Genomic DNA, 23226 nt, shown 5'->3' on the forward strand with positions numbered 1-23226 from the left:
GGAGAGAGAAGGGGTTGTCTATGAGAAAGATCGGCATACTGGTTATGGCATTTGTTCTGGTGTTCACGCTTGCGGCTTGCGGCGGGAAGTCAGAGGGCTCGGGCTCCAAGGATCAAGTAACGGTGAAGCTCGGTATCTTCAAGAACGTGACGCACGCAGCGGGTTATATTGGCCTGGAGAAGGAGTTTTTCCAGAAGCAGCTTGGCGAAAATGTGAAGATCGAGGTTCAAGCCTTTGATAACGGCTCCGACTTCTCGACCGCTATAGCGACAGGCCAGATCGATATCGGCTATGTTGGACCAGGTCCATCGACGAACCAGTTCCTGAAGAGCAGCAACTTCCGAGTTATCTCCGGCGCGGATAACGGCGGTGCCGTACTTGTCGCAGGCAAGGATTCCGGTGTGGAGACGGTCAAAGATCTCGTAGGCAAAACCATTGCAATTCCGACTAAAGGCAGCACAAACGAAATTTCGCTGCGTCTGCTGCTGGAGCAAGAGGGCGTCCCGGTTACGACTGACAGCTCTGGTGCTCAGATCGTAGCGCGCGCACCTTCCGATACGCTGGTCGCTCTTCGTCAGAACGAAGTGCATGCGACGCTTATTCCGGAGCCGTGGGGTACACAGATTGAGCAGGAAGGCATCGGCAAGGTCATCGTGCCTTGGGATCAAATTCCGCCGAACAACGGCGACTATCCGCTAGTTATTCTGGTAGCAAGCGATAAGTTCATCAAAGAGCATAGAGACCTCGCCAAAGCGATTGTGAAAGCCAACCTGGAATCCATTGAATTTATTCAAGCCAATCCGGATGAATCCTACGAGCTGATCAACAAGCGCCTGAGCGAGCTTAGCGGCAAAGGATTGGATGTGGCTCTGATCAAGGCTGCCTTGTCCCACATGAGATTAACATCCGACGTAAGCCAGGAAGCGATTGAGGAGATGGCAAGAGTCTCGATCGAGGCAGGCTACATCAAGGATGTAACGGTAGATACGCTAGACCTCAGCAAATTCCTGGATCTGTCCATATTGGATGAGGTTAAGAACGGAAAATAATAGAGCCTAAGCTCGCTTTAAACATCGCCCTTGCGGCGGTGTTTTTTTATGCGCAAAAGGATTACGCTGTGACGAATGGCTCAAAAATTGTTTCCTGTTTTCACCTTCTTTTGTGACTTTCGTCACAGTTCTTGCCCGGGAGAAAGGTCATAATGGATCAGGGTAAGTAGCAAGGCGGGTACAATATTCACTTGCGGAGGGCTGTCAGATGAAGATATCAACAAGCTTGGTTACCAAAATTGTGGCAGGGATCAGTCTCGTGGCAACAGCTACATATGGGACAAGCGCATTTTTTATTTTTGTATTGAAGGATTATTTGGCTCCGAATATGGAGTCATGGCTTTTTACAAGCTTGACCTTCGGGTTAGGCGTGTTCTGGACAGGCTTTCTGGGGTGGCTGACCGCAAGATGGCTGGTTAAGCCGCTTAACGATCTGCACAAGGCGGCGGATATTGCGGCTAAGGGAGATCTCAAGGCAGGCGTGACGATTCCGAAGTCGGGCGATGAATTGTCGCAGCTGGCGACCTCGTTCAATCAGATGATTACGAGCCTCCGGGGCATCATCGCCAATATCGATACGCATTCCAAAGCAACAGGCACAGAAGTCGAGCATTTGAGACTGGCGCTGGAGCAGGTAGCGACGCTGCTGACCGTGGTAACGGAGCGTGTAGGAGAGATCTCCTCCAATACGGATACACAGGCTCAATTGTCGGACGCGATGTATGCGTCCATCCAGGATATTGCTGGATTATCATCCGATGCGTCGGCTTGTACGGAGGCTGCCCAGCAGGATGCCAAGGACATGTCGCTTGCCATGATCAGCAGTAACGAGTCGGTAGATGCGTTGTCGTCGACGATGAATCGACTTGCTGCGGAGGGTGAAGAAACGTCGATTATAATGACGAAGCTCAGGGAGCGTGCGGAACAGATCGGCGACATCATTCATGCCGTAGAGGAAATTTCGTCCAGAACCCATCTGCTGGCATTGAATGCTTCGATTGAAGCAGCCCATGCAGGCGAGCATGGCCAAGGCTTCCAGGTAGTCGCGATTGAGATCAGGAAGCTGGCGAACCACACCTCATTGGAAGTGAAAAACATCGGCAACCTGATCGAAGCCATTCATACCGATCTGAGCCTGGCGGTCAGCCGTATGGAGCTGCAAGCGCAGCATACGCATGCAGGAGCGTCCAAAACGACCGAAACGATCGGCCATCTGCAGCTTATTGCGCAATCGGTCGACCGAACCGTCACAGCAATTGATCGCATTGCCGCGCTCATGGATACTCAGTCCACGAAAATGAACACGATGCTCGTCGACGCGGAGCAAGTTGCGGATGCGGCCAGAGAAAATGCGGACAAGCTGGGCAAGATCTCGGCATCAGTACAAGAGCAGAACGCGATGGTGGAGGAGGTTGCGGCCGCTTCCAACGAATTGCAAAACATGACTGTTGCTCTGCAAAGCGGAATTGAGCAGTTCCGGTATAAATAGAAATAGGCTGAGCAGCGAAAAGCCCAGCCTTATCTCGTTTGTTACGAGGTGTCTTTATGGCACCTTGTTTTTTTATACGTGAACGATGAAGTCCCCGCTCTTCATGCGTTACATTTCCGCAGATTTCGGTTGTACCGGGATATAAATGTCCATCTCCAGCAGCTCGTTTCGATCCTGCCAGCAGCGCTCGTCATAATATTCGAATTCGGCAGCGGCCGCATGCACATAAGGGGCTTTAGGGAGCCATTCCCCCATAATATAACCCCAAGTTTGCTGAATGGAATCGGAAAATTGCTCATGTGTGCTCTTGGGAGTCGTAAACACCGCATAGGTCTGCTCCGGGTAATGGCGGCGAATCGTCCCTGCGGGCGCTTCGGCGCCGTCTCTGGCTTCAACCCCGATGATGTAGCTGAATTCACCCGCCTCCATATCGAAGTCATCACAGATGCCGTACTCTGCCATCGAGACAGCCTGTTCGTACAATGTTTCCCCAAGTTTCTCCTCCATATAACGCTGCCAGAATGCCGGAATGTCACGATGGTTCTGTCCGTCCGCCATGCGGGTACGGATGGCATATCCGATTACATCAAAGCCAGGTTTGGTTACAATACGAAATTCCATTCGAATTCCTCCTGAAAGGGGTTAGTCCTCCGGATTCGGCAGAGCGCCGTAAGAGAGGCTCGGTCAATTCTATTCCATTATAATCCAATAGGATCATATGTTCTAGTTTTTTTCTTGATCCTTAAAAAGGACGGTTGCTTCGATCAGGGGACAGGAGTATGATGATGGATGTAATGGCTCGTTCAAACCTCATGTGAACCTACAACAAGGAGTCCTGTACCATGCAACAACAACTGTCCAAAGCCAATACGGCTTTGCTAATTCTGTTCCTCGTGCTCGTATGGGGAATCAATTGGCCTTTATCCAAGTTTGCTTTAGCCTATATGCCGCCGGTGCTGTTCTCGGGAGTGAGAACGCTGCTCGGCGGTATTCTGCTTCTTATGTTCGCCCTGCCGCGATACAAGAAGCTAAATTTCAGCCGAACGTGGCCGGTGTATGTCATTTCCGCAATCGTCAATATCATTCTGTATTACGGCCTTCAGTCCATCGGTCTTAACTACTTGCCGTCCGGCTTGTTCTCGGCAATTGTGTTCCTCCAGCCGGTGCTGGTCGGGCTTTTCTCCTGGATGTGGCTAGGCGAGTCGATGAACGGCATGAAAGTAACAGGCCTGCTGCTCGGCTTCGCCGGAGTCGGCATTATCAGCACCGGGGCAGGGGGCTTGTCCGGCCATATCTCGGTAGAGGGCGTTCTGCTTGCTCTTGGCTCCGCGCTGAGCTGGGCGCTGGGGACGGTCTATGTGAAGAGGAAAAGCGGCAGCGTCGACCCGATCTGGCTTGTTACGCTCCAGCTCCTGATTGGCGGAGTGCTTATGACGGCGACAGGCAGCGGAGTGGAAAGCTGGGGGGATGTGCACTGGAATGCCGCCTTCATCGGCAGCCTTTTATTTATCTCAATCTTTGTTATTGCAATGGGCTGGCTGGTGTTCTATAAGTTGATGGATTCCGGCGAGGCGGGCAAGATGGCCTCCTACACGTTCCTCATCCCGGTCGTGGCTATTTTGGCAGGCACCTTGTTCCTGCATGAGCCGCTTACGCTGACGCTGGTCGCTGGGCTGGCATGCATTCTGGTCAGCATCTATTTCGTGAATCGCAAGCCCTCTAAGCGGCCATCCGAAGCGGTTGGCTAATCAACTTCAATGAGAAGAAGACCCCTTATTCAAAGGGGTCTTCTCTTTGTCTATTCTCCGGGTTAGTAGCGGTAAATATTGAAACGGTTGCCATCAGGGTCATAGAAGTGGAACCAGCTCGTTTTTATGCGGAGTGGCGCTATTAGAAAGAGGAGCTCTTATAGTGATTCGATAGCGAAACATGCGATGTGTTGAAACCTTCCTCTCTTGTAGAGCGTTAATATAAACAGATGATTCAGGAAGATATTGGATGACGAGAGAATAAGAGTATGAGGAGAGATGGAATGTTTTCCGAGACAGGCTTTAGAAGACTGGCGGCTGTCTGTACTGTGGTCAGCATCGTCATCATCGTTTTGGCATGTTATGGACTTATTATGCTAATAGAAGGCGGCAGCTTGCTCGATCGGGAAGTTGTCTTCTTCGGAGCTTTCTCGGTCATCGCGGTCAGCGTGCTGGCGATCATGGTAACGATGCTGACCCGCAGGACGAGAGTAGCGCTGGAGGATGAAGTGTCTTTTTTGCGAACCCGCATCATGGAGCTGGAAAAAGCCGTCAATCAGAAGTGAACCTATGAAATTCGAAACGAGGTGCATAGATATGAAAGCGGATATGGTCTATAAAGTAACAGCCTACATCACTAGAATGCATGAAGGGAAATTGCAGCTGCTGGTTTTCCGGGAACAGGATTATGAGGATTTGGGCTGGCAGGTTCCAGGCGGTACAGTCGAGGAAAACGAACCGTTGTTAGACGCGCTTAGGAGAGAGATTATGGAGGAATCGGGCATACGAGAGGTCGACAATATTGCCCTTCTTGGCGAGCATGACTACTATTCCGAGACCTTGAAGCAGTATGTACACCGTTACTACTATCAGCTCGAAGCTTCCGCCCCGGAAGCCTTCACCCATGTGGTGCAAAGCAACGACGAGGATAACGGCTGGATCTTTCACTATTCATGGATGGACCTGGAGGCATGCCCGTCCCTGTACAGCTATCTCGGCGAGCATTTGGACAAGGTGAGGCAGCTGGCTAAACAATAACAACGCGAAGGGCAGTCGCTTCCTATATGGATATAGGCAGCCGCATCTCATGGAGATGCGGTTGTTAAGTTTGTGCGACTTGACCCATATGACACTGTCATATCAAACTGCTGACTGCTGTGAATATCGCGGCCATCCCTTCATCCATACAATAAAGTTATTAACTTGAACGAAGAGGGGATTGGCATGGCGGAAAAAAGCGGAAGATTGCGTTTGCTCGACATATTGAGAGGGTTTGCAGTAATGGGTACGCTGGGAACGAATATATGGCTGTTCGCTTACTTGGGCGACTTGAATTATATTCTGACCTTTAACGTGGATGCGTGGTGGACGTCGTTCCAGGAATTTATTCGCGTATTCGTGCTGTTCCTGGTGAACGGAAAGCTTCTGGGCTTGCTGACGATTATGTTCGGTGTCGGGCTGGAGATGAAGTATCAGCAGTCCTTAAGGCGCGGTAACGCTTGGCCGGGCGTCTATATCTGGACATCGGTCATTCTGATGACGGAGGGCTTTATCCATTTTGCATTGGTAATGGAATATGACATCTTGATGAGCTACGGGATAACGGCTGTCATCACAGCCTTTATCATTAAGGGCGGGGATAAAGCCATTCGCAGAGCGATGATCCTATTCGGCGGGTTTCACGGAGCTGTTATGCTGCTCCTCTTAGCAGGCGGTGTCTTGCTCGGCTTGAGCGGGGGGAATGTGAACTTAGGCGATATGAATGGTACAGTGTTATTATATAAGGATGGCAGCTGGCTGCAGCAAGTGGATTACCGCCTTTCTCATTTCTTGATGCTCCGCACGGAAGTCCTGTTCGTCATTCCAATGAATATCTTCCTGTTCCTGCTCGGCATACGGCTGATGCGGTCGGGTTATTTTGCAGCGGACGAGGACGGGAGGAAGAAGCGGAGGAAGCTCCTGCAATGGGGGCTTTGCTTGGGCATCCCGCTTAACATGCTGATATTCGTCCCTGGCGGTTACTTCGATCTGCCTGTACGCTATTTGTTCGCGCCGATTCTGGCGCTTGGTTATCTCGGACTCATTGCGAAGCTGGTAGAAAGCAGCGAGAAGCTATGGTTATGGAATCGATTGGAGCAGGTCGGCAAAATGTCGCTTAGCTGCTATGTACTGCAAAATGTAATTTCCGGCGTCATTTTCTACGGCTGGGGACTGGGTCTCGGCGGCAAGCTGAACCCGGCAGCTGTGGCAGGAGTATGGCTCGCAATCAGCTGCGTTCAGATGTTGTTCGCTTATGTGTGGCTGGGACGCTTCAAGTTTGGTCCGATGGAGTCAGCACGAAGATTCGCTACGGGCTTGATCGCAAAGACGAAAAATTAGAATAGATAAGGTGTGTTGGGCAACGATGTGGAGACGGATTTATCCCCGGGATCAGATTGAGAAATATTTGATTATCGACATGCTAGTCGTGGTCGTCTTTATCTATCATGTGTTCATTGCGAGCCATACGATTCCTCTTGTTGGGAGAATAGCAGCGTTCCTGTTGTTTCTGGCATCCTTCTATGTTGGCTTATGGTATCGGGACTGGCGCCTTCTTGGGGCCAGTCTCGTTTGGTGCGCTTTGATGGTTGTGCTCGGCCTTTATATCGCCAACTGGATGCTGCTCTATGGATTTGTATTTGCCGATCTGCTAGGCCGCACGAAGCGCTTGAGGGTGATGGTTGGCGGAATGGCTGGCATCGTAATCATGTATCTGGCGCATAGCTGGCTCTATGCGGGAAGTCCTTTTGCGATATTCACGGATTTGTTCTTTGCGGGCATGATCATGCAATTGACGACGACCATTGTGATACATACCAAGGAAAAGACGAAGCAGCTCAAGGCAAAGCTGGATATCGCGAATGCGCAGCTGGAGCATTATATTCAGGAAGAAGAGCGGAACCGGATCGCCAGAGACCTTCACGATACACTGGGACAGACGCTGACGATGATTAAGCTGAAGAGCGAATTGACGATCAGGCTGGTTGATAAGCAACCGGAGAAAGCGAAGCATGAGCTGAACGATATATTGGACACGTCACGCTACGCGCTTAAGCAAGTGCGGGAACTGGTGACCGATATGAGGTTTGTCTCTCTTGCGAAAGAGATCGCACGGTCAAGGGAGCTATTGAGGGACGCCGATATCGACATGACCGCAGCGGAAGAAGGGTTAAGGCCGTTATCCGATACAGCCGAGACGATGGTGGCTCTATCCCTTCGGGAAGCGGTAACTAATATTATTAAGCATAGCGAAGCGACCCGTTGTACGCTTACCCATTACGTCCAGGGCGAGCACTATTATATTCAAATCATCGATAATGGCAAAGGCTTGGACCAGCAGGGCCAAGGGAATGGCCTGCAATCCATGAGAGAACGGATGGCTATGCTGCAAGGAGATGCTTACATCTCAGCCAATCCCGACAGGGGCGCGGTCGTGACGTTGAAGCTTCCGCTAATGAATAATGGGAGGGTATAAGAAGTGATCCGAATCGTAATCGCTGAAGATCAGAAACTGCTTAGAGGGACGCTTAGATCGCTATTATCCCTGGAAGACGACATCGATGTGGTAGGAGAAGCGGAGGACGGACTGCAAGCCTTGGAGGTCATTCGCAGGTGTGAGCCGGATCTGTGCCTGCTGGACATTGAAATTCCGTTTCTGTCCGGTCTTGAGCTTGCGGAGAAGCTGAAGCGGGAGGGACATGCGCCTAAAATTATTATGGTGACCACCTTCGCCCGCCCGGGCTTTTTGCAGAAGGCCAGAGACTTGAAGGTAGAGGGTTACTTGCTTAAGGATGAGCCGATTGAATTTCTAATTGACGCTATTCGCGAGGTGATGGCTGGCGGGCATGTCATCAGCAAGGAGCTGGCAACAGCACTGTTTGTAAAGGAAGAGAATCCGCTGACCGATAGGGAAAGCGATGTGCTCAGGCTGTCCAGAGCGGGACTGTCTACAGGCGAGATCGCGGGGCAGCTTTATTTGACCAATGGGACCGTCCGCAATTATTTGTCCACGGCGATTCAGAAGCTGGGTGTCGAGACGAGGCAGCAGGCGACGGAGAAAGCTCACGGCAACGGATGGCTATAAATAAAATGGGCAAGGCCGGCACCCGGGTGGGGTGACCGGCCTTGTGCATAGTGAGCGGAGAAGCTGTGAAGCGAATTAGAAGAGAGGCGGCGGGATGAGCCGAAGCTCTTCTTCCGTCGTCAGATTGCGCTCAAGCGCTTCTTTGCGCAATGCGAGATAAAGCTCTGCTTTTGTGGCATTGATATAAGGCATGACGAACAAGACGCCTACGCCGCAAGCCAGCAGGCCAAGGAAGATCCAGCCAAGAAAGCTTAAATCCAGGACGAAGATGCGGAACTTATGTCCTCTTGTCATTTGATTGCTTAATTCAACGGATCGCTTGTATCCGATATTCGGGTTGTTCGCCAGTATGAACGGGACCATGCTATAGGCGTAGGATTTCACGATGCCTGGAATAATGAGCAGCAAATACCACAGAAAATTAAGAAACCCCCTCCATAGCATGGCCACGACAATATCCATATACCGCTGTCCATTGAAGGCATAACCCAGATGATTCAAGTTCACGTCCTGCTCTGCGGATCGTTTGAAAAATTTCATCGAGCCGACTTCAAGAGGAAAGCCGAGGAAAATTCTAAATGCTAGCGCGAGAAAAATGGCAACGATGATAAATCCGACGGCAAGAGCAAGGAAAGGCGCTAATAGTCCCCAGTCGATCCATCCGGTTTGAGAATCAAATGATGAATCCGATGATCTGTAATTGAAGTTCACATTTGGAATGCCGGCTCCTCCGCCGACAAAGCCTAGAATCAGGCTGACCAGAAAAGCCTTCCAATACGAGGTTCTAAGCACATATTTGGCATTATCCTTCAGTTCCTTGCGTTCCCACATCGACATTCCTCCCTTTGTCCACTTTATCTTCTAGCGTACGAAATGCCATCCGGTTATAGTCCACTTATATGCAAGGTCAATCGTCGTGAAAAAGCCATGCCGCTTTGGTGCGGCATGGCTTTATTCCTTACTCTGCGATTTGACGAACAACCTTCCATTCCGCCGCAGGCGGCTGAATGACAAATTTGAAGAGATGTCCTTCACGATCCTCGACCGCCAGCAGCAATCCTTCCGGGACAGGCAGAATATGATGGATCTCGCCATGCAGTACAAGGTCCGCCGCCATGGAGGCTAAGACCGGGATAAGGCTGTCCTCCAGCCAGGTCCTCTCTTCGAACCATCTTGGCGGCGGCAATGGAGGCGGATATCCAGTCAGAGGCGCCCCGAGTTGCATAGCCAGTTCTTTGAGCTCGCCGGATAACGAGCGTCCTTCTCCGACCGCAGCAACGAATCGAAGGCATAGCTCCACGGTTGCAAGAATTTCATCATAATCCAGCGAGCCGTTTGCATACCTGATCTCAACCGTCTGAATATCGAACCAGGCTGCCGTATTAATGCCGCATCGATGGGATTGCGGGCGTCCGAAATGGCGAACGGATTCCTCCTGAGGAGAAGCTTCATAGCGTTCCTTCATCTCCGGTGTGATGGGCGGACAGAAGATTCTGCGATGAGGACTCGTTGTCAGCAGCTTCTGAATGGTCTCCTGGCAGTGCAGCGCCGCTTCCAGAAGGCGGGGAATGATATCCTGTCCCCAGGACGCCAACCCCACATGGACATGAAGGCCGCAGCTCCAATTCACGGAAGCGCCTTGCGCCTGAAGCCGTTCCAGCATGATGCGGATCTGCTCCCGGTCCGCCCAAAGCAACGGGGGAGGCTTCAGCTCGCTGCCGGACTCCAATCCGGTCTCGTCAAGCTGCCGCTCCTCGAGCGACATGATCCAGCCCGGCAGTAGCTCCAATTGCTCCGGCTGGCCTCCTGCAAACTCGATCTCTACACCAAAGGTTAAGTCTTTCCAATTTACGGATTGTGGCCACATGTTCGTCATCCTCTCGGCTCTTATTGGAATGTGTTAGCGTGAATGATGTGAGAGGAGGCGGTGCACGGGCTTACCAAGGGATTTTTTCTTTGAGCATGGGAACCCTCCATAAGTTCGTTATTATGGAGATTATATACAATGTAGATGAAGCAGCACAATAGATTCTTGTATACAAGAAGCTGCTCTCTGCTATTGCATCATCTCGCGAATCCTGCGCGCCGTTTCTGCAGGATGGGATATGGGGAACTGATGGGCATAGGGCAATCGGACGACAGGGAATTTAGCATACTGGTCCGGGATATGAAAGCTAAGCTCCTGAGTCCCCCACAAGATTGATAGTTTGTGATCGTGCCATTTGTCAGGGGAGAAGGTGAAGCTCTCGGGTTTCGTCAGCGTGGACATGACTTCTGCGGTGGCCGTCCTGACTCGGACTGATTGCAGTTCATCATGGATATAGCTGATATATTCCGCGGGAATTTCTTGCTCGTGAACAAAGCTTTGATCCTTCAGCATTACACGCTTTAGTGCAGCCTCAGAGGCGAATTGCAATAAGGAACGAGTCCAAAATCCGGATTTGTACTTGGAAGAAAGAGGCTGTAATACTGGCTGCAGCAGCAGAGTCTGTTGAATACGCTCCTGCATTTGATCCATCATTTTGGCAGCGAGATAACCCCCAAGCGAATGTCCGGCAAGGATGACTGGCGAGTCTATGCTCATGAGCAGTTCTCGGACGGCATGCTCCAAGCCTTCTAACCGTGCAGTGTTATGGCGGAGAGGCGAACGTCCGAATCCGGGCAAATCTGCCAAATAGATCGGATTCTCGCAGATGTTGGCGAGATGCTGTGCCAGCGGCAACAACTGATAGGCTGAGCTGAAGGCGCCATGCAGAAGAATAAGAGGCGCTCCGCGGCCTTCCTTTTCGATCGTTGCCAAATTCGCCCGCCTGCCGAATCGGAACGGATGAGGGAGCTGCACGTTGCCGTGTGAAATCCGAAAATCCAAATCTGCAACGACAAAAGGCAAGGTAGACGGAACGACAGACAATTGAAGATCATGTTTGGCTTCCAGGCCCAGCTTGGAGGCAAGCGGAAATTCGGAGTTGACGATAAAATCGATCGACTCCCTGGGCATCTTCAGCCATTTGTCTATTCCAAGGTTCAGCAAGCCTTTGATCCAGCGATAAGGAATTGCGCCTAAGGGTCCACTGGCGCCTGATTCCATGGCAATTAGCCGGGTAAGCTCCATCATATCGGGGCTGTCCATCTGCTGATCCAATAAGAAATACGTATCGTTCACAGGATGCTCTTCTTGCGTTAGAGCTGCAATACATGCCGCCACATGATCGACATGAACGAGGGGGAGCCAATATTGTCTGCCGCCTGGGGCAAGAGCCATCAGCCCTCTGCGCACGCTGTTGACCAGTATGCCAAGTCCGCCGACTTGCTCGGTTATTCCTGTAACAGAGTCTCCGATGACGACGCTTGGATTAATAACGGATAACGGCACCCCCAATTGACCAAGCTTCTGCCGAATCAACAGGTCGGCTTCAAATTTCATTTGTTCATAAGGAGGAGCTTTATGGCGATGATCCTCATGGAGATTGAGGTGGTCATGCTGTTCCGAATAAGGCGATTTAAAACCAACGACATGTATAAAGTGCTTGAGTGAACCATTTTCATGGATGGATGCTGCCAGTTGAATCATTTCGGCTGCGGCATCCCGGAATACCTTTTGCGCTTCTTCCGCCTGCAATAGAATATCCATGGGTCCGCCAGCATGAATGATGACATCTATTTGCCTTAATTGCTCTTGATCCTCGCAGCTTAGCCCGAGAGCGGGTTTGGTGAGATCGCCTTTAAGCGGTGTAATCGACGAGATGTCATCCAATCCCAAGCTCCTCATCGTCTCAATCAGCTTTGGCTTGGAGCGGGCAAGAGCATACACCTTATGGCCTGCTCTGACTAGCTGTGCCAGAACATGCCGTCCGATGAACCCGCTGCCCCCTGTCAGAAATACGGTTTTCATGGTTGTAGTCCTCCTTATGCATTTTAATAGTACTGTTTAGTACTAATGATGGGCAAAAAAATTACTTCAGCATATTTGCCAAAGTATGAAGAATGGTCGATAGCAGCGCAGGGTCCTTTTGAGCATGCTGCAAGAATAACGCCCCTTCAATCGTCGACACCAGAAGAGCAGCTAGCTGAGGGAGCGGGAGGGCCGTCTGTATTTCCTTGCGGTCCATTCCTTCCTGAAGCAGCGTCTCCATGGTAGTGGTTTGTTTGTGAAAAAAAGCCCCGATCGCTTCTCGGACATACTCTGAATCATGCGAGGTTTGAACGTATAGGGTCAGAAACGGGCAACCGCCCAGGCTGTTTGGCGTCTGCTCTGTAAGCAGCGCGGCAAACCGGCCAATTCGATCCGTTACCGGCAAATCCGTTTGGGCTGCGATCTCATCAATCATGTCCGTATACCGATTAATCATTAGATCAACGATAGCGGCCAAGAGCTCCTCCTTGCTTTTGAAATGATAGTAGATATTTGTCTTGGACACTCTGCTGACGGCTACAATCTCATCCATGCTGGTGGTCTGATAACCCTTCTCCAAAAACAGGGCAGTTGCGACCTGCATGACGATTGTTCGGTTGCTTGGGGTAGTGTTCTTTTTCATGATTAGAACTATACAGTACTAATGAATGGGTGTCAAATCATCCCTGAACTATTCAAGCTCCGCATGGCATGATCTAAAAAATCCAGCTATCCATCTAAAATTTTCCGCCTGTCGAAGAAGAAGGTATCGCACTATGATAAATGTAAGCGTTTTCGTCCGGGTGTGGAGTGAAGTAACGAGAGTGGGCGAGGACGCTGTCACGTTCGCCCATCACACGGGAAAGGAGGAGCAGGCTAGCAGCAGATTCGTCGGGTTCGATTCATATTCCACAATAGTTGGAGGGAATTAACTTTGAAGAAATGGATAGCAATAATCGCAACGTTGGCGCTTCTCGTCAGTACGTATGCTGTGTCTCCCGACCGCTTGGAAGCGGCGCCGCCGCCTTCGACGGCGAATCAGACGATATTTGGCCCGAACGTATATGTGTTTGATCCATCCATGCCGGTTGCCGACATTCAGGCGGTGACAAGCGCGGTGTTCAACGAACAAGAGAGCAATGAATTCAGCAGCCAAAGGTATGCCCTTCTCTTCAAGCCGGGCACGTACAACATCGATATGAAAGTAGGCTTCTTCACGCATGTTGCGGGACTCGGGCAAAATCCGGGGCAAGTGAATTTGACGGGCGGCGCGCTTAACGTCGACGCCAAGTGGGATAACGGCAACGCGACGCGCAACTTCTGGCGCGCGATCGAGAATCTGTCGATCACTCCGGCAAGCGGCATGACGCGCATCGCTGTGTCGCAGGCGGCACCGCTGCGCCGGTTGAACATTAACGGCGAACTTCAATTGTTCGACTTCGATAACAACTGGAATGCAGGCTGGGCGAGCGGCGGCTTGCTGGCTGATTCCGTCGTCAACGGCACGATCGTGCCGGGCTCGCAGCAGCAGTGGTTCTCGCGCAACAGTCAATACGGCAACTGGACGAATGGCGTATGGAATATGGTATTCGTCGGCGATACGAATCCGCCGGCAGGCCAGTTCCCTGATCCGCCGTATACGGTCGTCGAAGAGGCGCCGGTGCTGCGCGAGAAGCCGTATCTGTACATTGACGATGCAGGGCAGTATCGCGTGTTCGTGCCTTCGCTGCAGCATGACCGGAAGGGCGTCAGCTGGGTGAACGGCTCCACGCCGGGTGAATCGCTGTCGATTGACACGTTCCACATCACGCGCCCGGAGACGGCGACAGCTGCCAATATCAATGCGGCGCTCAGCCAAGGCAAAAACTTGATCTTCACCCCGGGCATCTATCATCTGAGCGAGACAATCCAATTGAACCGCGCCAATACGGTTGTGCTGGGCATCGGTCTGCCAACTCTCATCCCGACGAACGGGCAAGTGACGATGAAGGTCGCCGATGTAGACGGCGTGAAGATAGCGGGGCTTGTGCTGGACGCAGGTCCGGTGAATTCGACTTCACTTCTTGAAGTGGGCCCAAGCGGAAGCCATGCCAGCCATGCAGCCAATCCGACTTCGCTGCATGATCTGTTCTTCCGGATCGGCGGAGCAGCTATCGGCAAAAACGACGCCAGCTTGACCATTAACAGTAATGACGTCATCGGCGATCACTTCTGGATCTGGCGCGCGGACCATGGCGCAGGTGTGGGCTGGACGGACAATATATCGAAGAACGGTCTAGTCGTGAACGGGAATCAGGTTACCATCTATGGCTTGTTCAATGAGCATCATCATGAATACCAGACGTTATGGAACGGCAATGGAGGCCGCGTCTACTTCTACCAATCCGAAATTCCATACGATGTACCGGATCAAGCGGGCTGGATGAGCCAGAATGGAACAGTGAACGGCTATGCCTCCTATAAGGTAGCCGACCATGTGACAGACCATGAGGTATGGGGACTGGGCGTATACTCATTCTTCAGAGATGCGCCTGTGAAGCTGGAGAGCGGCATTGAAGTGCCAGATACGGCAGGCATCAAGGTTCACCATGCGACATCAATATGGCTGGCGGGAACGCCGGGCAGCGAAATTACGCATGTCATCAATAAGCTGGGAGGCCGCGTCTACGCCAATTCGCCTGCGGAGGGCATGAGGCAGACGGTCAACGAATTTATCGGCACGGGCACAGGCGGACCGGGAGGTCCTGGAGGCGTAGAGACTGCGCTTGATCGTACCGGCTGGACGGCGTCTTCCTCTCCTTCAAGTGGAGATGTAGCCGCAAATCTGCTGGATGGCAGTATGGCAACGCGCTGGAGTGCAGGCACGGCGATGGCTCCAGGGCAGTCGCTGACCATCGATATGAAAGCGTCGAAGAGCTTTAACAAGCTCGTCATGGACTCGACAGGCAGCAATGACGACTACGCTCGCGGTTTCGAAGTATATGTATCGAGCGATGGCGTGAACTATGGCAGCGCGGTAGCGAGCGGCACAGGCAGCGGACCGGTTGTAGAAGCCGTATTCCCTGCACAGTCGGCGCGCTATATCAAGATCGTGCAGACCGGCACGGCGTCCAACTGGTGGTCGATCCGGGAGCTGAACGTGTATACGAACGGCAGCGGAGGCAACAATGGAGGCGGCACAGGCGCGGAGCTGTCCCGTTCCGGCTGGGTTGCCGCTTCATCACCATCGAGCGGAGACCTTGCGGCTAATCTGCTCGACGGGGATATGGGGACACGCTGGAGCACGGGCGCAGCGATGGCTCCCGGTCAATCGCTCACGATCGACATGGGCTCCCCGCAGAGCTTCAGCAAGATTGTCATGGACTCCACAGGGAGTAATGACGACTATGCGCGGGGCTACGAGGTGTACGTATCGCAAGACGGCGTGAACTTTGGAGGTGCCATTGCCAGCGGAACAGGAGGCGGCCCAGTCGTAACGGCCCAATTCGCACAGACCAATGCGCGGTATATCAAGGTTGTACAGACGGGCACGGCATCCAACTGGTGGTCGATCAGGGAATTTAAGGTGTACAACTAACCAAAGTTGTTATATTCTGAGAAAAAGAACGTATCAAGCAGGGATTGCACAGGTTGCAATCCCTGTTTGCAAAGTAGAAGAAGAGTAAGCCTGCCGGTTGCTGGGGCATAGGAAGGGGATACATATGGAGGATAAAATACGCGAGCTGCTAAGCTATTATTTTAAAGACCATTCCCATTGCAAGATGAAGCCGGTACCGTTTGGCCTTACGAATCTGACGAGAATTATAGAGGTTAATGATGTAAAATATATAGCCCGAATCTATAATCGCCATACCAAAAGCAAAGAAAGTCTGGAGCTGGAGGCGAGAATTACCTCCTATCTGAATCATGCGAATCTGTCCTTTCAAGTACCGGCCTTCTTGTCTACCCACAAGGGAGATGAATACGTAGAGCTGCCAGATGGAACGCTTGGCGTGATGGTTTCGTTCATAGAGGGTAGCGTGCCTGCATTATCTGAGGAAAGCCATGCGGCCGAGTTCGGGCGAGTTGTCGGCGAAATGTCTGCTGTGCTCAGCACCGTTGCAACCGAGAAGCTGGCCTATAAGGGGCAAGCTTTTTCCAATTTGTACAGCCTTCATCCGCTTGCAGACCGGGATGCGGTCCAGACGTTTTTCGCTCAGCCGCCATTTTCGATATCGGGTGGCGAACTTGCGTTTTATACCGAAATGGTCGAGTCAATTGAATCGGCTGAGTCTGTATTAAATGAATTGCCGTGGCAGTTGGTTCATCATGATTTGCTTGTCTTCAACCTATTGGCCAAGAATCATCATATCAGCGGGGTACTGGACTTTGATTTTATCGCGATGGATGCCAGGTGCATGGAGCTTGCCATCTGCCTGAATCATGTGCTGCAGCTAGCAGGCGGCTCGTGGCGCATGCTGGAGGCTTTCGTCAAGAGCTACGCGGCTTTCTGCAAGAGCTCAGCCCAAGAGATTGCCCAGCTACGACATCTGACCCGAATCTATCACATTGCGCTTCTTCATATTTACATCGGCCAGCATTATGCGGGTGTCCCTATTGAATCCAACTTGACCTATATACTGAACCAGTTTCGCGACAGGGATCGGTGGTTGAAGGAGCATGAACAGCCGTTGAAGGCATTGCTTGAATCGTATTGGCTCTGAAGTTCATACTAGCTGTGGCTGAGCTGAATCAGCCTTACGACACTGCGAGACGGGGGAGCGCCCGGCGGCAGTGTTTTCGCTATATTCCATCGCTCATCAGCAACCATACTATACTCAGCCCGTGCCTTAAGGTAGAATGGGTTACGTCAGATGGGACTTGTACGGTTGAATGCATGATGAAGTGAGGCTCAATTCTATATGTTCAAATCAAAGCTTCTATACAAGCTAGTTATCGCAGCGGCAATCGGTGCGGTGCTGTATGCGGTAATCGCGAATTATATCTATGATCCGTCTGCGGATCGATTTCTCAGTCAAAAGATGGATTTGAAGCGTACGCTTCAACTGCCTCTATGGCTGAATGTGATGTATGTTCATGTGGCTTTTGCCTGTATCGCGTTATTAGCAGGGGCGGTCAACTTTTCAAGCGCTGTGATGAAGAAGTTCAAAAAGTTTCATCGAATGAACGGATACGCTTATCTGATTGCAATTCTTATCGTAGATATCACATCGGGCTATATGGCTCCTTATTCTACCGGAGGCAAGGCGACCAGTATCCCGTTCAACATTTTAAATATTGTCTGGCCCATTATCACCATTATCGCGATATCCAAAATTAGAAAGAAACAGGTGAACAGCCATCGGCAGTGGATGGTGCGAAGCTATGTCTTTTGCTTTACCAATGCGGTCACTCATCTATCCTTGAACCTGCTCCAGAAGGGATTTGGCTTAACCTTTACGACCAGCTACACGGTATCGGTCTATATTTCGATTATTGGGCTATGGATTGTGGCGGAAGTCATCAATCGAACGGTGTTTAAAGCGCCGCCCCGGCTAGCATAGGAGGAAGCATCGATCGGAGAGCGGGCGAGCGGAATCCATTTTATCGCCTAGCAGGAGGTGCCAAAGATGATGAAACAAATAGCGACATATACAGGCTTGCTAATCACGATTTTTGGCCTGATGCATCTCTTCACCTATATTTCGAATTGGAGCGCGTCCGTCCAGTACCATCCGTTCTTCCCAATAGGAGGGAAGAGGCAGCTGAAGCATGTTGCAGCGGCAGCTGTTCCCATGATGTTGCCCGTGCTGCTAGGTCTGTTGCTTGGTGTGATTCGGCTTTTTCACCTTCGTGCAAAGCAGGGGAAATGGGGGTTCAACTGGCCCTTGTTCCTGATCGTTGTGCTCCCGTTGCTTCTGCTACCTGTGCCTGCCATGCTCTCCCAGTTGCATTACAACGTTGTTCCCCTGATTAACGTAGTCGACCAATTGCTGCCGGCAGCCAGTCCGCAGTCGCCATTAAGCCTGGAATCCTTTAGCGTTGTGACTGGACTGCTCCTCATGTATTGCTTTCATAAGAAAGTTTCATAGAAGCTATTTTAGGCAAAGAATAATCAAGGCATGAAAGGCCGGATAAGGACGAATGGTCGTCCTTTATCCGGCCTTTTATTATGGCGACGGACTTACACCCATTTCAAATATCCGTTAAATAGTGCAGTTTTATGGTGGGAATGGCTGAGATCACAGAGGCGATAGCATGTAGGATTAAGTTGATTAATGATTCTGATTTCAAGAAGTGAAGAGGAGGAGGATGACGATTCATGAAGCTTAGACGCAGATGGACGATGTTGCTTGTATCCGCTTTCACCACAGTGGCGCTTCTAACGCCGCTAACAGCAATGGCGGAGGATGCGGCGCCAGAGGTTCTCGGCACGAACTTCGAGGATCACCTCGACAAGAAGGACACCGACCGTTTCTACTCATCGAATGGGTGGAGCAATGGAGGCACTTTCCTAAACGGGTGGAGAGACGACCATGTCGTATTCGAGGATGGCAAGCTGAAGCTGCTGCTCGATGACAAGCCTTGTGTGGATGATCAGGCCTTATGCTCCGGTCAGCCCTATGCATCAGGAGAGTATGCGACGAATCAGCGGTATGGCTACGGCAAATTCGAAGCCAGATTGAAAGCGGTTAAAGGAGTAGGCGTCGTAACGGGCTTCTTCACGTATGGCACCGATCCCGATGGCACGGCGCATGAGATTGACGTTGAGATTTTGGGCAAAGACACGACCAAGCTGGAAACGAATTATTTTACGAAAAGCGTAGGCATGCACTCTACGGTGATCCCGCTGGGCTTTGATGCGGCAGATGACTTCCACGACTATGCCTTCGAATGGACGCCGGATTGGATCAAGTGGTATGTAGACGGCAAGCTGGTCCACACCGAGACGGGCGAGAGAGGCGAATTGCCGTCTACGCCGGGCCATATCATTGCCAACGTGTGGCCGGCAACCAAGACGAATGGCTGGGCGGGCGACTATACGCATCATGGTCAGACGCTGGTCGCTGAGTTCGACCGGATCGCGTATACGAAAGCAGAGCAGCCGCAAGGCGAAGTGCAATCGGTCGAGCTGCAAGTAGAAGATCCGAACAAGCCGCTAATCTACCGTATCGGCCAGACTGAGATGGCGCCTCTGCGCTATCTGATGGAGTCCCTGAATGCGAAGGTGGAGTGGAACGGCGCGAAGCAGGAAATTCACGTCACTGATGCTGCATCAGGTGCAAAACTCATCTTCAAGACAGGCTCCAAGACTGCTATGGTGAATGGCGAGAAACTTACACTGGCTGAACCTGTTACGCTTCGGAATGGCGTCGCATATGTGCCGCTTGCGGCACTGGCAGATGCGGTTGGAGCCCAGGTGGAGCGGGACGCTCAGAACCAGCTGATTAAGATTTCCAGAAGCTTGTCCTAATCTTGCGATTGTCCATTATCGATCACATTCCATGAAAGAGGTGTGTATCTATGAACAACAAGGTGATGCCTATCAGAAAAAGAATGACAGCCCTGCTTGCGGCTGCTGCTATGCTTGCAGTATTGCTCCTGCCGATTTCATCTTCGGCTGCCGACGTTGCATTTCTTGAACCGCTGAACGGGACGAATCCAGGCATGTTCTACACTTCGGACGGCTGGGCCAACGGTGTCGACTTCGGCGTTGGCTGGAAAGCTGCCAACCAGGAATTTTCGAATGGCATCATGGCTTTGCGGTTGGATAATGCGGGATGTCCCGCAAGCTGCTCTGGCAAGAACTATGCTTCAGGTGAATACGCCACGAATGTGAAGTACGGATACGGTAAAGTGGAAGCCCGGATGAAGGCAGCGAAAGGTACCGGGCTCGTAACCAGCCTGTTTACGTATTCTGGCCTAGCGGCGGGTACATCCAATGACGAGATTGATATTGAAATTTTGGGCAAAGACACAACCAAGCTGGAGACGAACTATTTCACTAATGGTGTCGGTCACCACAGCACGAGTATCGATCTGGGCTTCGATGCTTCGCTTGATTTCCATGACTATGCGTTCGAGTGGTCGCCTACCTACATTAAGTGGTACGTAGACGGAGTTCTCGTGCATACGGAGAATGGATCAAGAGGCGCGCTGCCGACCAGTCCCGGCCACATCATGGTTAATCTATGGTCGGGCTCTGGCCCGGCAGAGATATGGACGGGTAAGTTCAACTATCCGGGAGCGCCGGTTCGAGCGTATTATGACTGGATCAAGTTCACGCCGGCAAGCGAGCTGCCAACGGACAATGGCACCGGCTTGACTGCTCAATACTACGACAACATGAATTTCACATCCTTGAAGACGACAAGAGTTGATGCGACGGTGAACTTCGATTGGGGCTACGGAGCGCCGATTTCTTCGATGGGCGCAGATACCTTCTCCGTTCGTTGGACGGGGAAAGTGAAGCCGCAGTATACAGGCAACTATACGTTCCATACGAGCACGGATGACGGCGTCCGATTATGGGTGAACAATCAGCTTATTATCGATAAGTGGGTTGATCAGGCAGAGACCGAATGGTCAGGCTCCATCTATCTGACAGCCGGCCAGAAGTACGATATTAAGCTGGAATTCTACGATAATACGGAAGATGCCATTGCCAAGCTATCCTGGTCATCGGCATCCCAGTCGAAGCAAATTATTCCGCAAAGCAGGCTTTATCCGAGCTGATGAAGTGAAGCATATTCGCGTCTGATTGTGTCATAAGGCTGTCCCGGTTCGATGTATCGAATCCGGGACAGCTGTTCCTGTTAGAAGAGATAGAAACGGGGGTCCTGCGATGCCAGCTATTATGAGGGAAGAAGCGATTCCGAAGGAAAAAGTGATTTTGGACAAAAACTATCCGGTATTCGTCATCGATACCATCGGGGTTACGAATGTGTATCAGAAGCTGCATTGGCATGATGTGCTGGAGATTAATTATATTAAGTCCGGAACGGGCTACTATATGATCAATGGGCAGAAGTACGAGTTTCAGCAAGGGGATATCCTGCTGATTAACTCCAATGATCTGCACTGCGCTTACGAAAGCAAGGATCTCGTCATGACGGTTATTACGTTCGATCCGACCTGGTTCGTCCGCAATCTCAGGTTCGATTCCGAGCTGCTTAGCCCGTTCCGGGAAGTGGGTAAATGCTTTACGAATCTGATTGACCGCGAGCATCCGTCCATGGACAAGCTGCGGAGCATCCTGATGGAGCTGCAGCAAGAGCATGAACAGGAGAGGCGATCTTACGGATCGATTGTCTATTCGCTGCTGCTCCGATTCCTGGCTATCGTCAACCGGGAATGCCGGGTGGACGGCGCTCTGCAGCAGGAGCCAAGCATCAGCGAGCAGCAGCTGGAGAAGATGCGCCAGGTCATTATGACGATGGAGCTGAACTATGCCCACTCCTGGACGCTGGAGGAGCTTGCGTCTCTGGTCTACCTGAGCCCGTCTCGCTTCAGCGAAATCTTCAAGCGGGCGGTCGGCATGCCGCCGCTGCTGTACCTTATCCATATTCGGCTGGAGCAGGCAGTGGCAATGCTGGAGGGGGGCGGCATGAAGGTGACGGATATCGCCCTGGAATGCGGCTTTCGCTCACTTACCAACTTCAATCGGCTGTTCAAGAAGCATGTCGGCATGACGCCGAAGGCTTCGCGCAAGCAGCCGGCACTAAACCAGTGATCTGCACTGGTTTTTTTATTTGGCTGAATACCGATCTGATCTCCTGCCTGTATACCAATCAAAATCCAGTGTAATCACAGGGTGAATCCTTTAATATAAGAGGAAGGACTTTGTTCGTAGGAGAGAGTTGCAATATGGAAAATCAGCACGTCTACACACTGGAAAATATCAAGCTGTCCAAATTACAGGGATCAGTTCCTCGGGAGAAGTTTATTCTGGAGAGCTGTACGCTGTTCATTATCGTACACGGCACAGGTGAGCTGTGGTTGGATGATCAAGTCTATCCCATCTCCAAATCGGGGAAAATCATATATGCGAATCCGGGAGCGGTCGTTCATTATAAGGAAGAGGGCCTCAACCCGGAATACTTCTCCAGGCTGTTCAAGAAAGAGAAGGGGTGCACGTACAGCAAATATTTGTCGGAGATTCGCATCAGGAAAGCGCAGGAGTGGCTGCTTGCCTCCAAGGCTAGCCTGAGGGAAATTGCGCAGCGGATCGGGTATCGAACCGCTTGGCACTGCGGACGGCATAATAATGGCTCGCGGATGAGATGAAGTTGGCGTAGTATAGTTTTGTACTAATTGGGTTGAGTTACTCTATTTCTTTAGGTAAACTAAAGAAGAGGTGAAGCTATGAATGGATTTGAGCGCAGGAAAAATGGGAAGATTGAGCAAATCTTTCAAGCTGCGAATCTACTATTCTCTCAGCACGGATATCAGAACGTAAGCGTCAATGAAGTCGCGGAGCAGGCCGAAGTATCTCCCGCGACAATCTATAATTATTTTGGGACAAAGGAAAAGCTGGCGGCAGCTATGCTGCGTCATTGGATGGACAAGCAGCTGGCCCGGTACCGGGACATTCTGGCGTCGGAGGCTGCATTTCCGGAGAAGACGAAGGAAATTATGACGCTTGAAGCCCGCAACGTGAAGATTTTGACGGAAGAGCTTAAGCAGACCGGAATGGCGCAGGATATGGAGCGTTATGCCGAGGAGCAGCTTGCGGCTTTATTTCGGCAATATGTCGAGCTGGGCAAGCAGGAAGGATACATCCGCAAGGAGCAATCGGACGAAGGGATTGCGATGTACTTTGGCATGTACCAGAATGAGCTGGGCAGGCTGTGGGCGGAGAAGCATGGCCGGGACCCAAGTGCCTATATCGATCAGCTAATGGAGATGTTTTTTTACGGCTTGGTGGGGGAGCGGGCTTAATCGGA

At 51.4% G+C, this 23226-nt stretch carries 22 protein-coding genes and 1 pseudogene; 18 read left to right on the forward strand and 5 right to left on the reverse strand.

Going from position 1 to position 23226, the window contains the following annotated elements; translation table 11 throughout:
* Positions 1–20: 20 nt before the first annotated feature.
* Entirely contained in the window at positions 21–1049 is a 1029-nt protein-coding gene (locus tag AC0YNW_RS09660) for an ABC transporter substrate-binding protein (RefSeq protein WP_475832199.1), read from the forward strand.
* A gap of 208 nt (positions 1050–1257) precedes the next feature.
* Entirely contained in the window at positions 1258–2538 is a 1281-nt protein-coding gene (locus tag AC0YNW_RS09665; RefSeq protein ID WP_475831766.1) for a methyl-accepting chemotaxis protein, read from the forward strand.
* 108 nt (positions 2539–2646) lie between these two features.
* On the opposite strand, the gene AC0YNW_RS09670 is transcribed toward AC0YNW_RS09665, so the two are convergent.
* Positions 2647–3159: a GyrI-like domain-containing protein gene (locus AC0YNW_RS09670; protein ID WP_475831767.1), complete on the reverse strand. Its 513-nt coding sequence runs from the start codon at positions 3157–3159 to the stop codon at positions 2647–2649.
* Between the two features lie 221 nt (positions 3160–3380).
* Here AC0YNW_RS09670 and AC0YNW_RS09675 point away from each other — a divergent pair, with 221 nt between their 5' ends.
* The 6 genes from AC0YNW_RS09675 to AC0YNW_RS09700 all read left to right on the forward strand — a co-directional run bounded on the left by AC0YNW_RS09675 (position 3381) and on the right by AC0YNW_RS09700 (position 8409).
* Positions 3381–4286 (forward strand): DMT family transporter, encoded by a 906-nt coding sequence (locus AC0YNW_RS09675; protein WP_475831768.1) that lies wholly within the window; start codon positions 3381–3383, stop codon positions 4284–4286.
* 284 nt (positions 4287–4570) lie between these two features.
* Positions 4571–4852: a hypothetical protein gene (locus AC0YNW_RS09680; protein ID WP_475831769.1), complete on the forward strand. Its 282-nt coding sequence runs from the start codon at positions 4571–4573 to the stop codon at positions 4850–4852.
* Between the two features lie 31 nt (positions 4853–4883).
* Positions 4884–5324 (forward strand): NUDIX domain-containing protein, encoded by a 441-nt coding sequence (locus tag AC0YNW_RS09685; protein ID WP_475831770.1) that lies wholly within the window; start codon positions 4884–4886, stop codon positions 5322–5324.
* Positions 5325–5510: 186 nt separating this feature from the next.
* Entirely contained in the window at positions 5511–6665 is a 1155-nt protein-coding gene (locus AC0YNW_RS09690; RefSeq protein ID WP_475831771.1) for a DUF418 domain-containing protein, read from the forward strand.
* A 25-nt stretch (positions 6666–6690) separates the two neighbouring features.
* A complete protein-coding gene (locus AC0YNW_RS09695) occupies positions 6691–7800 on the forward strand; it encodes a sensor histidine kinase (RefSeq protein WP_475831772.1) in 1110 nt (369 codons plus the stop codon).
* Positions 7801–7803: 3 nt separating this feature from the next.
* A complete protein-coding gene (locus tag AC0YNW_RS09700; protein ID WP_475831773.1) occupies positions 7804–8409 on the forward strand; it encodes a response regulator in 606 nt (201 codons plus the stop codon).
* Between the two features lie 75 nt (positions 8410–8484).
* On the opposite strand, the gene AC0YNW_RS09705 is transcribed toward AC0YNW_RS09700, so the two are convergent.
* The 4 genes from AC0YNW_RS09705 to AC0YNW_RS09720 form a co-directional block, all read right to left on the reverse strand.
* Positions 8485–9240, reverse strand: a complete 756-nt coding sequence (locus tag AC0YNW_RS09705) for a DUF975 family protein (RefSeq protein ID WP_475831774.1) — start codon at positions 9238–9240, stop codon at positions 8485–8487.
* A gap of 127 nt (positions 9241–9367) precedes the next feature.
* Positions 9368–10276 carry an amidoligase family protein gene (locus AC0YNW_RS09710; RefSeq protein WP_475831775.1) on the reverse strand — a complete coding sequence of 303 codons (909 nt, stop codon included), beginning with the start codon at positions 10274–10276 and terminating at the stop codon, positions 9368–9370.
* Between the two features lie 189 nt (positions 10277–10465).
* Positions 10466–12301: an alpha/beta fold hydrolase gene (locus tag AC0YNW_RS09715; protein ID WP_475831776.1), complete on the reverse strand. Its 1836-nt coding sequence runs from the start codon at positions 12299–12301 to the stop codon at positions 10466–10468.
* Between the two features lie 61 nt (positions 12302–12362).
* A complete protein-coding gene (locus AC0YNW_RS09720; RefSeq protein ID WP_475831777.1) occupies positions 12363–12944 on the reverse strand; it encodes a TetR/AcrR family transcriptional regulator in 582 nt (193 codons plus the stop codon).
* A gap of 291 nt (positions 12945–13235) precedes the next feature.
* Between AC0YNW_RS09720 and AC0YNW_RS09725 the strand changes: the two genes are divergently transcribed.
* The 10 genes and pseudogenes from AC0YNW_RS09725 (at position 13236) to AC0YNW_RS09770 (ending at position 23221) form a co-directional block, all read left to right on the forward strand.
* Positions 13236–15878, forward strand: coding sequence for a discoidin domain-containing protein (locus AC0YNW_RS09725; RefSeq protein WP_475831778.1), 2643 nt, complete (start codon positions 13236–13238; stop codon positions 15876–15878).
* A gap of 124 nt (positions 15879–16002) precedes the next feature.
* Positions 16003–17004: a phosphotransferase enzyme family protein gene (locus AC0YNW_RS09730; protein WP_475831779.1), complete on the forward strand. Its 1002-nt coding sequence runs from the start codon at positions 16003–16005 to the stop codon at positions 17002–17004.
* Between the two features lie 198 nt (positions 17005–17202).
* On the forward strand, positions 17203–17844 hold the full coding sequence (locus AC0YNW_RS09735) for a DUF2306 domain-containing protein (RefSeq protein WP_475831780.1): 642 nt from the start codon (positions 17203–17205) through the stop codon (positions 17842–17844).
* A 66-nt stretch (positions 17845–17910) separates the two neighbouring features.
* Complete coding sequence (locus AC0YNW_RS09740; RefSeq protein WP_475831781.1) at positions 17911–18372, forward strand: hypothetical protein; 462 nt, start codon at positions 17911–17913, stop codon at positions 18370–18372.
* 230 nt (positions 18373–18602) lie between these two features.
* Positions 18603–19754: a family 16 glycosylhydrolase gene (locus AC0YNW_RS09745; protein WP_475831782.1), complete on the forward strand. Its 1152-nt coding sequence runs from the start codon at positions 18603–18605 to the stop codon at positions 19752–19754.
* Between the two features lie 65 nt (positions 19755–19819).
* Positions 19820–20575: pseudogene (gene bglS, locus AC0YNW_RS09750) on the forward strand (beta-glucanase); the annotation flags it as partial.
* Between the two features lie 27 nt (positions 20576–20602).
* Entirely contained in the window at positions 20603–21016 is a 414-nt protein-coding gene (locus AC0YNW_RS09755; protein ID WP_475832200.1) for a PA14 domain-containing protein, read from the forward strand.
* A gap of 109 nt (positions 21017–21125) precedes the next feature.
* Entirely contained in the window at positions 21126–22013 is an 888-nt protein-coding gene (locus AC0YNW_RS09760; protein WP_475831783.1) for an AraC family transcriptional regulator, read from the forward strand.
* A 134-nt stretch (positions 22014–22147) separates the two neighbouring features.
* Entirely contained in the window at positions 22148–22567 is a 420-nt protein-coding gene (locus AC0YNW_RS09765) for a helix-turn-helix domain-containing protein (protein WP_475831784.1), read from the forward strand.
* Between the two features lie 78 nt (positions 22568–22645).
* A complete protein-coding gene (locus AC0YNW_RS09770) occupies positions 22646–23221 on the forward strand; it encodes a TetR/AcrR family transcriptional regulator (protein WP_475831785.1) in 576 nt (191 codons plus the stop codon).
* The last annotated feature ends 5 nt before the right edge of the window (positions 23222–23226 follow it).

The sequence above is a fragment of the Paenibacillus sp. J31R120 genome, assembly GCF_056269225.1.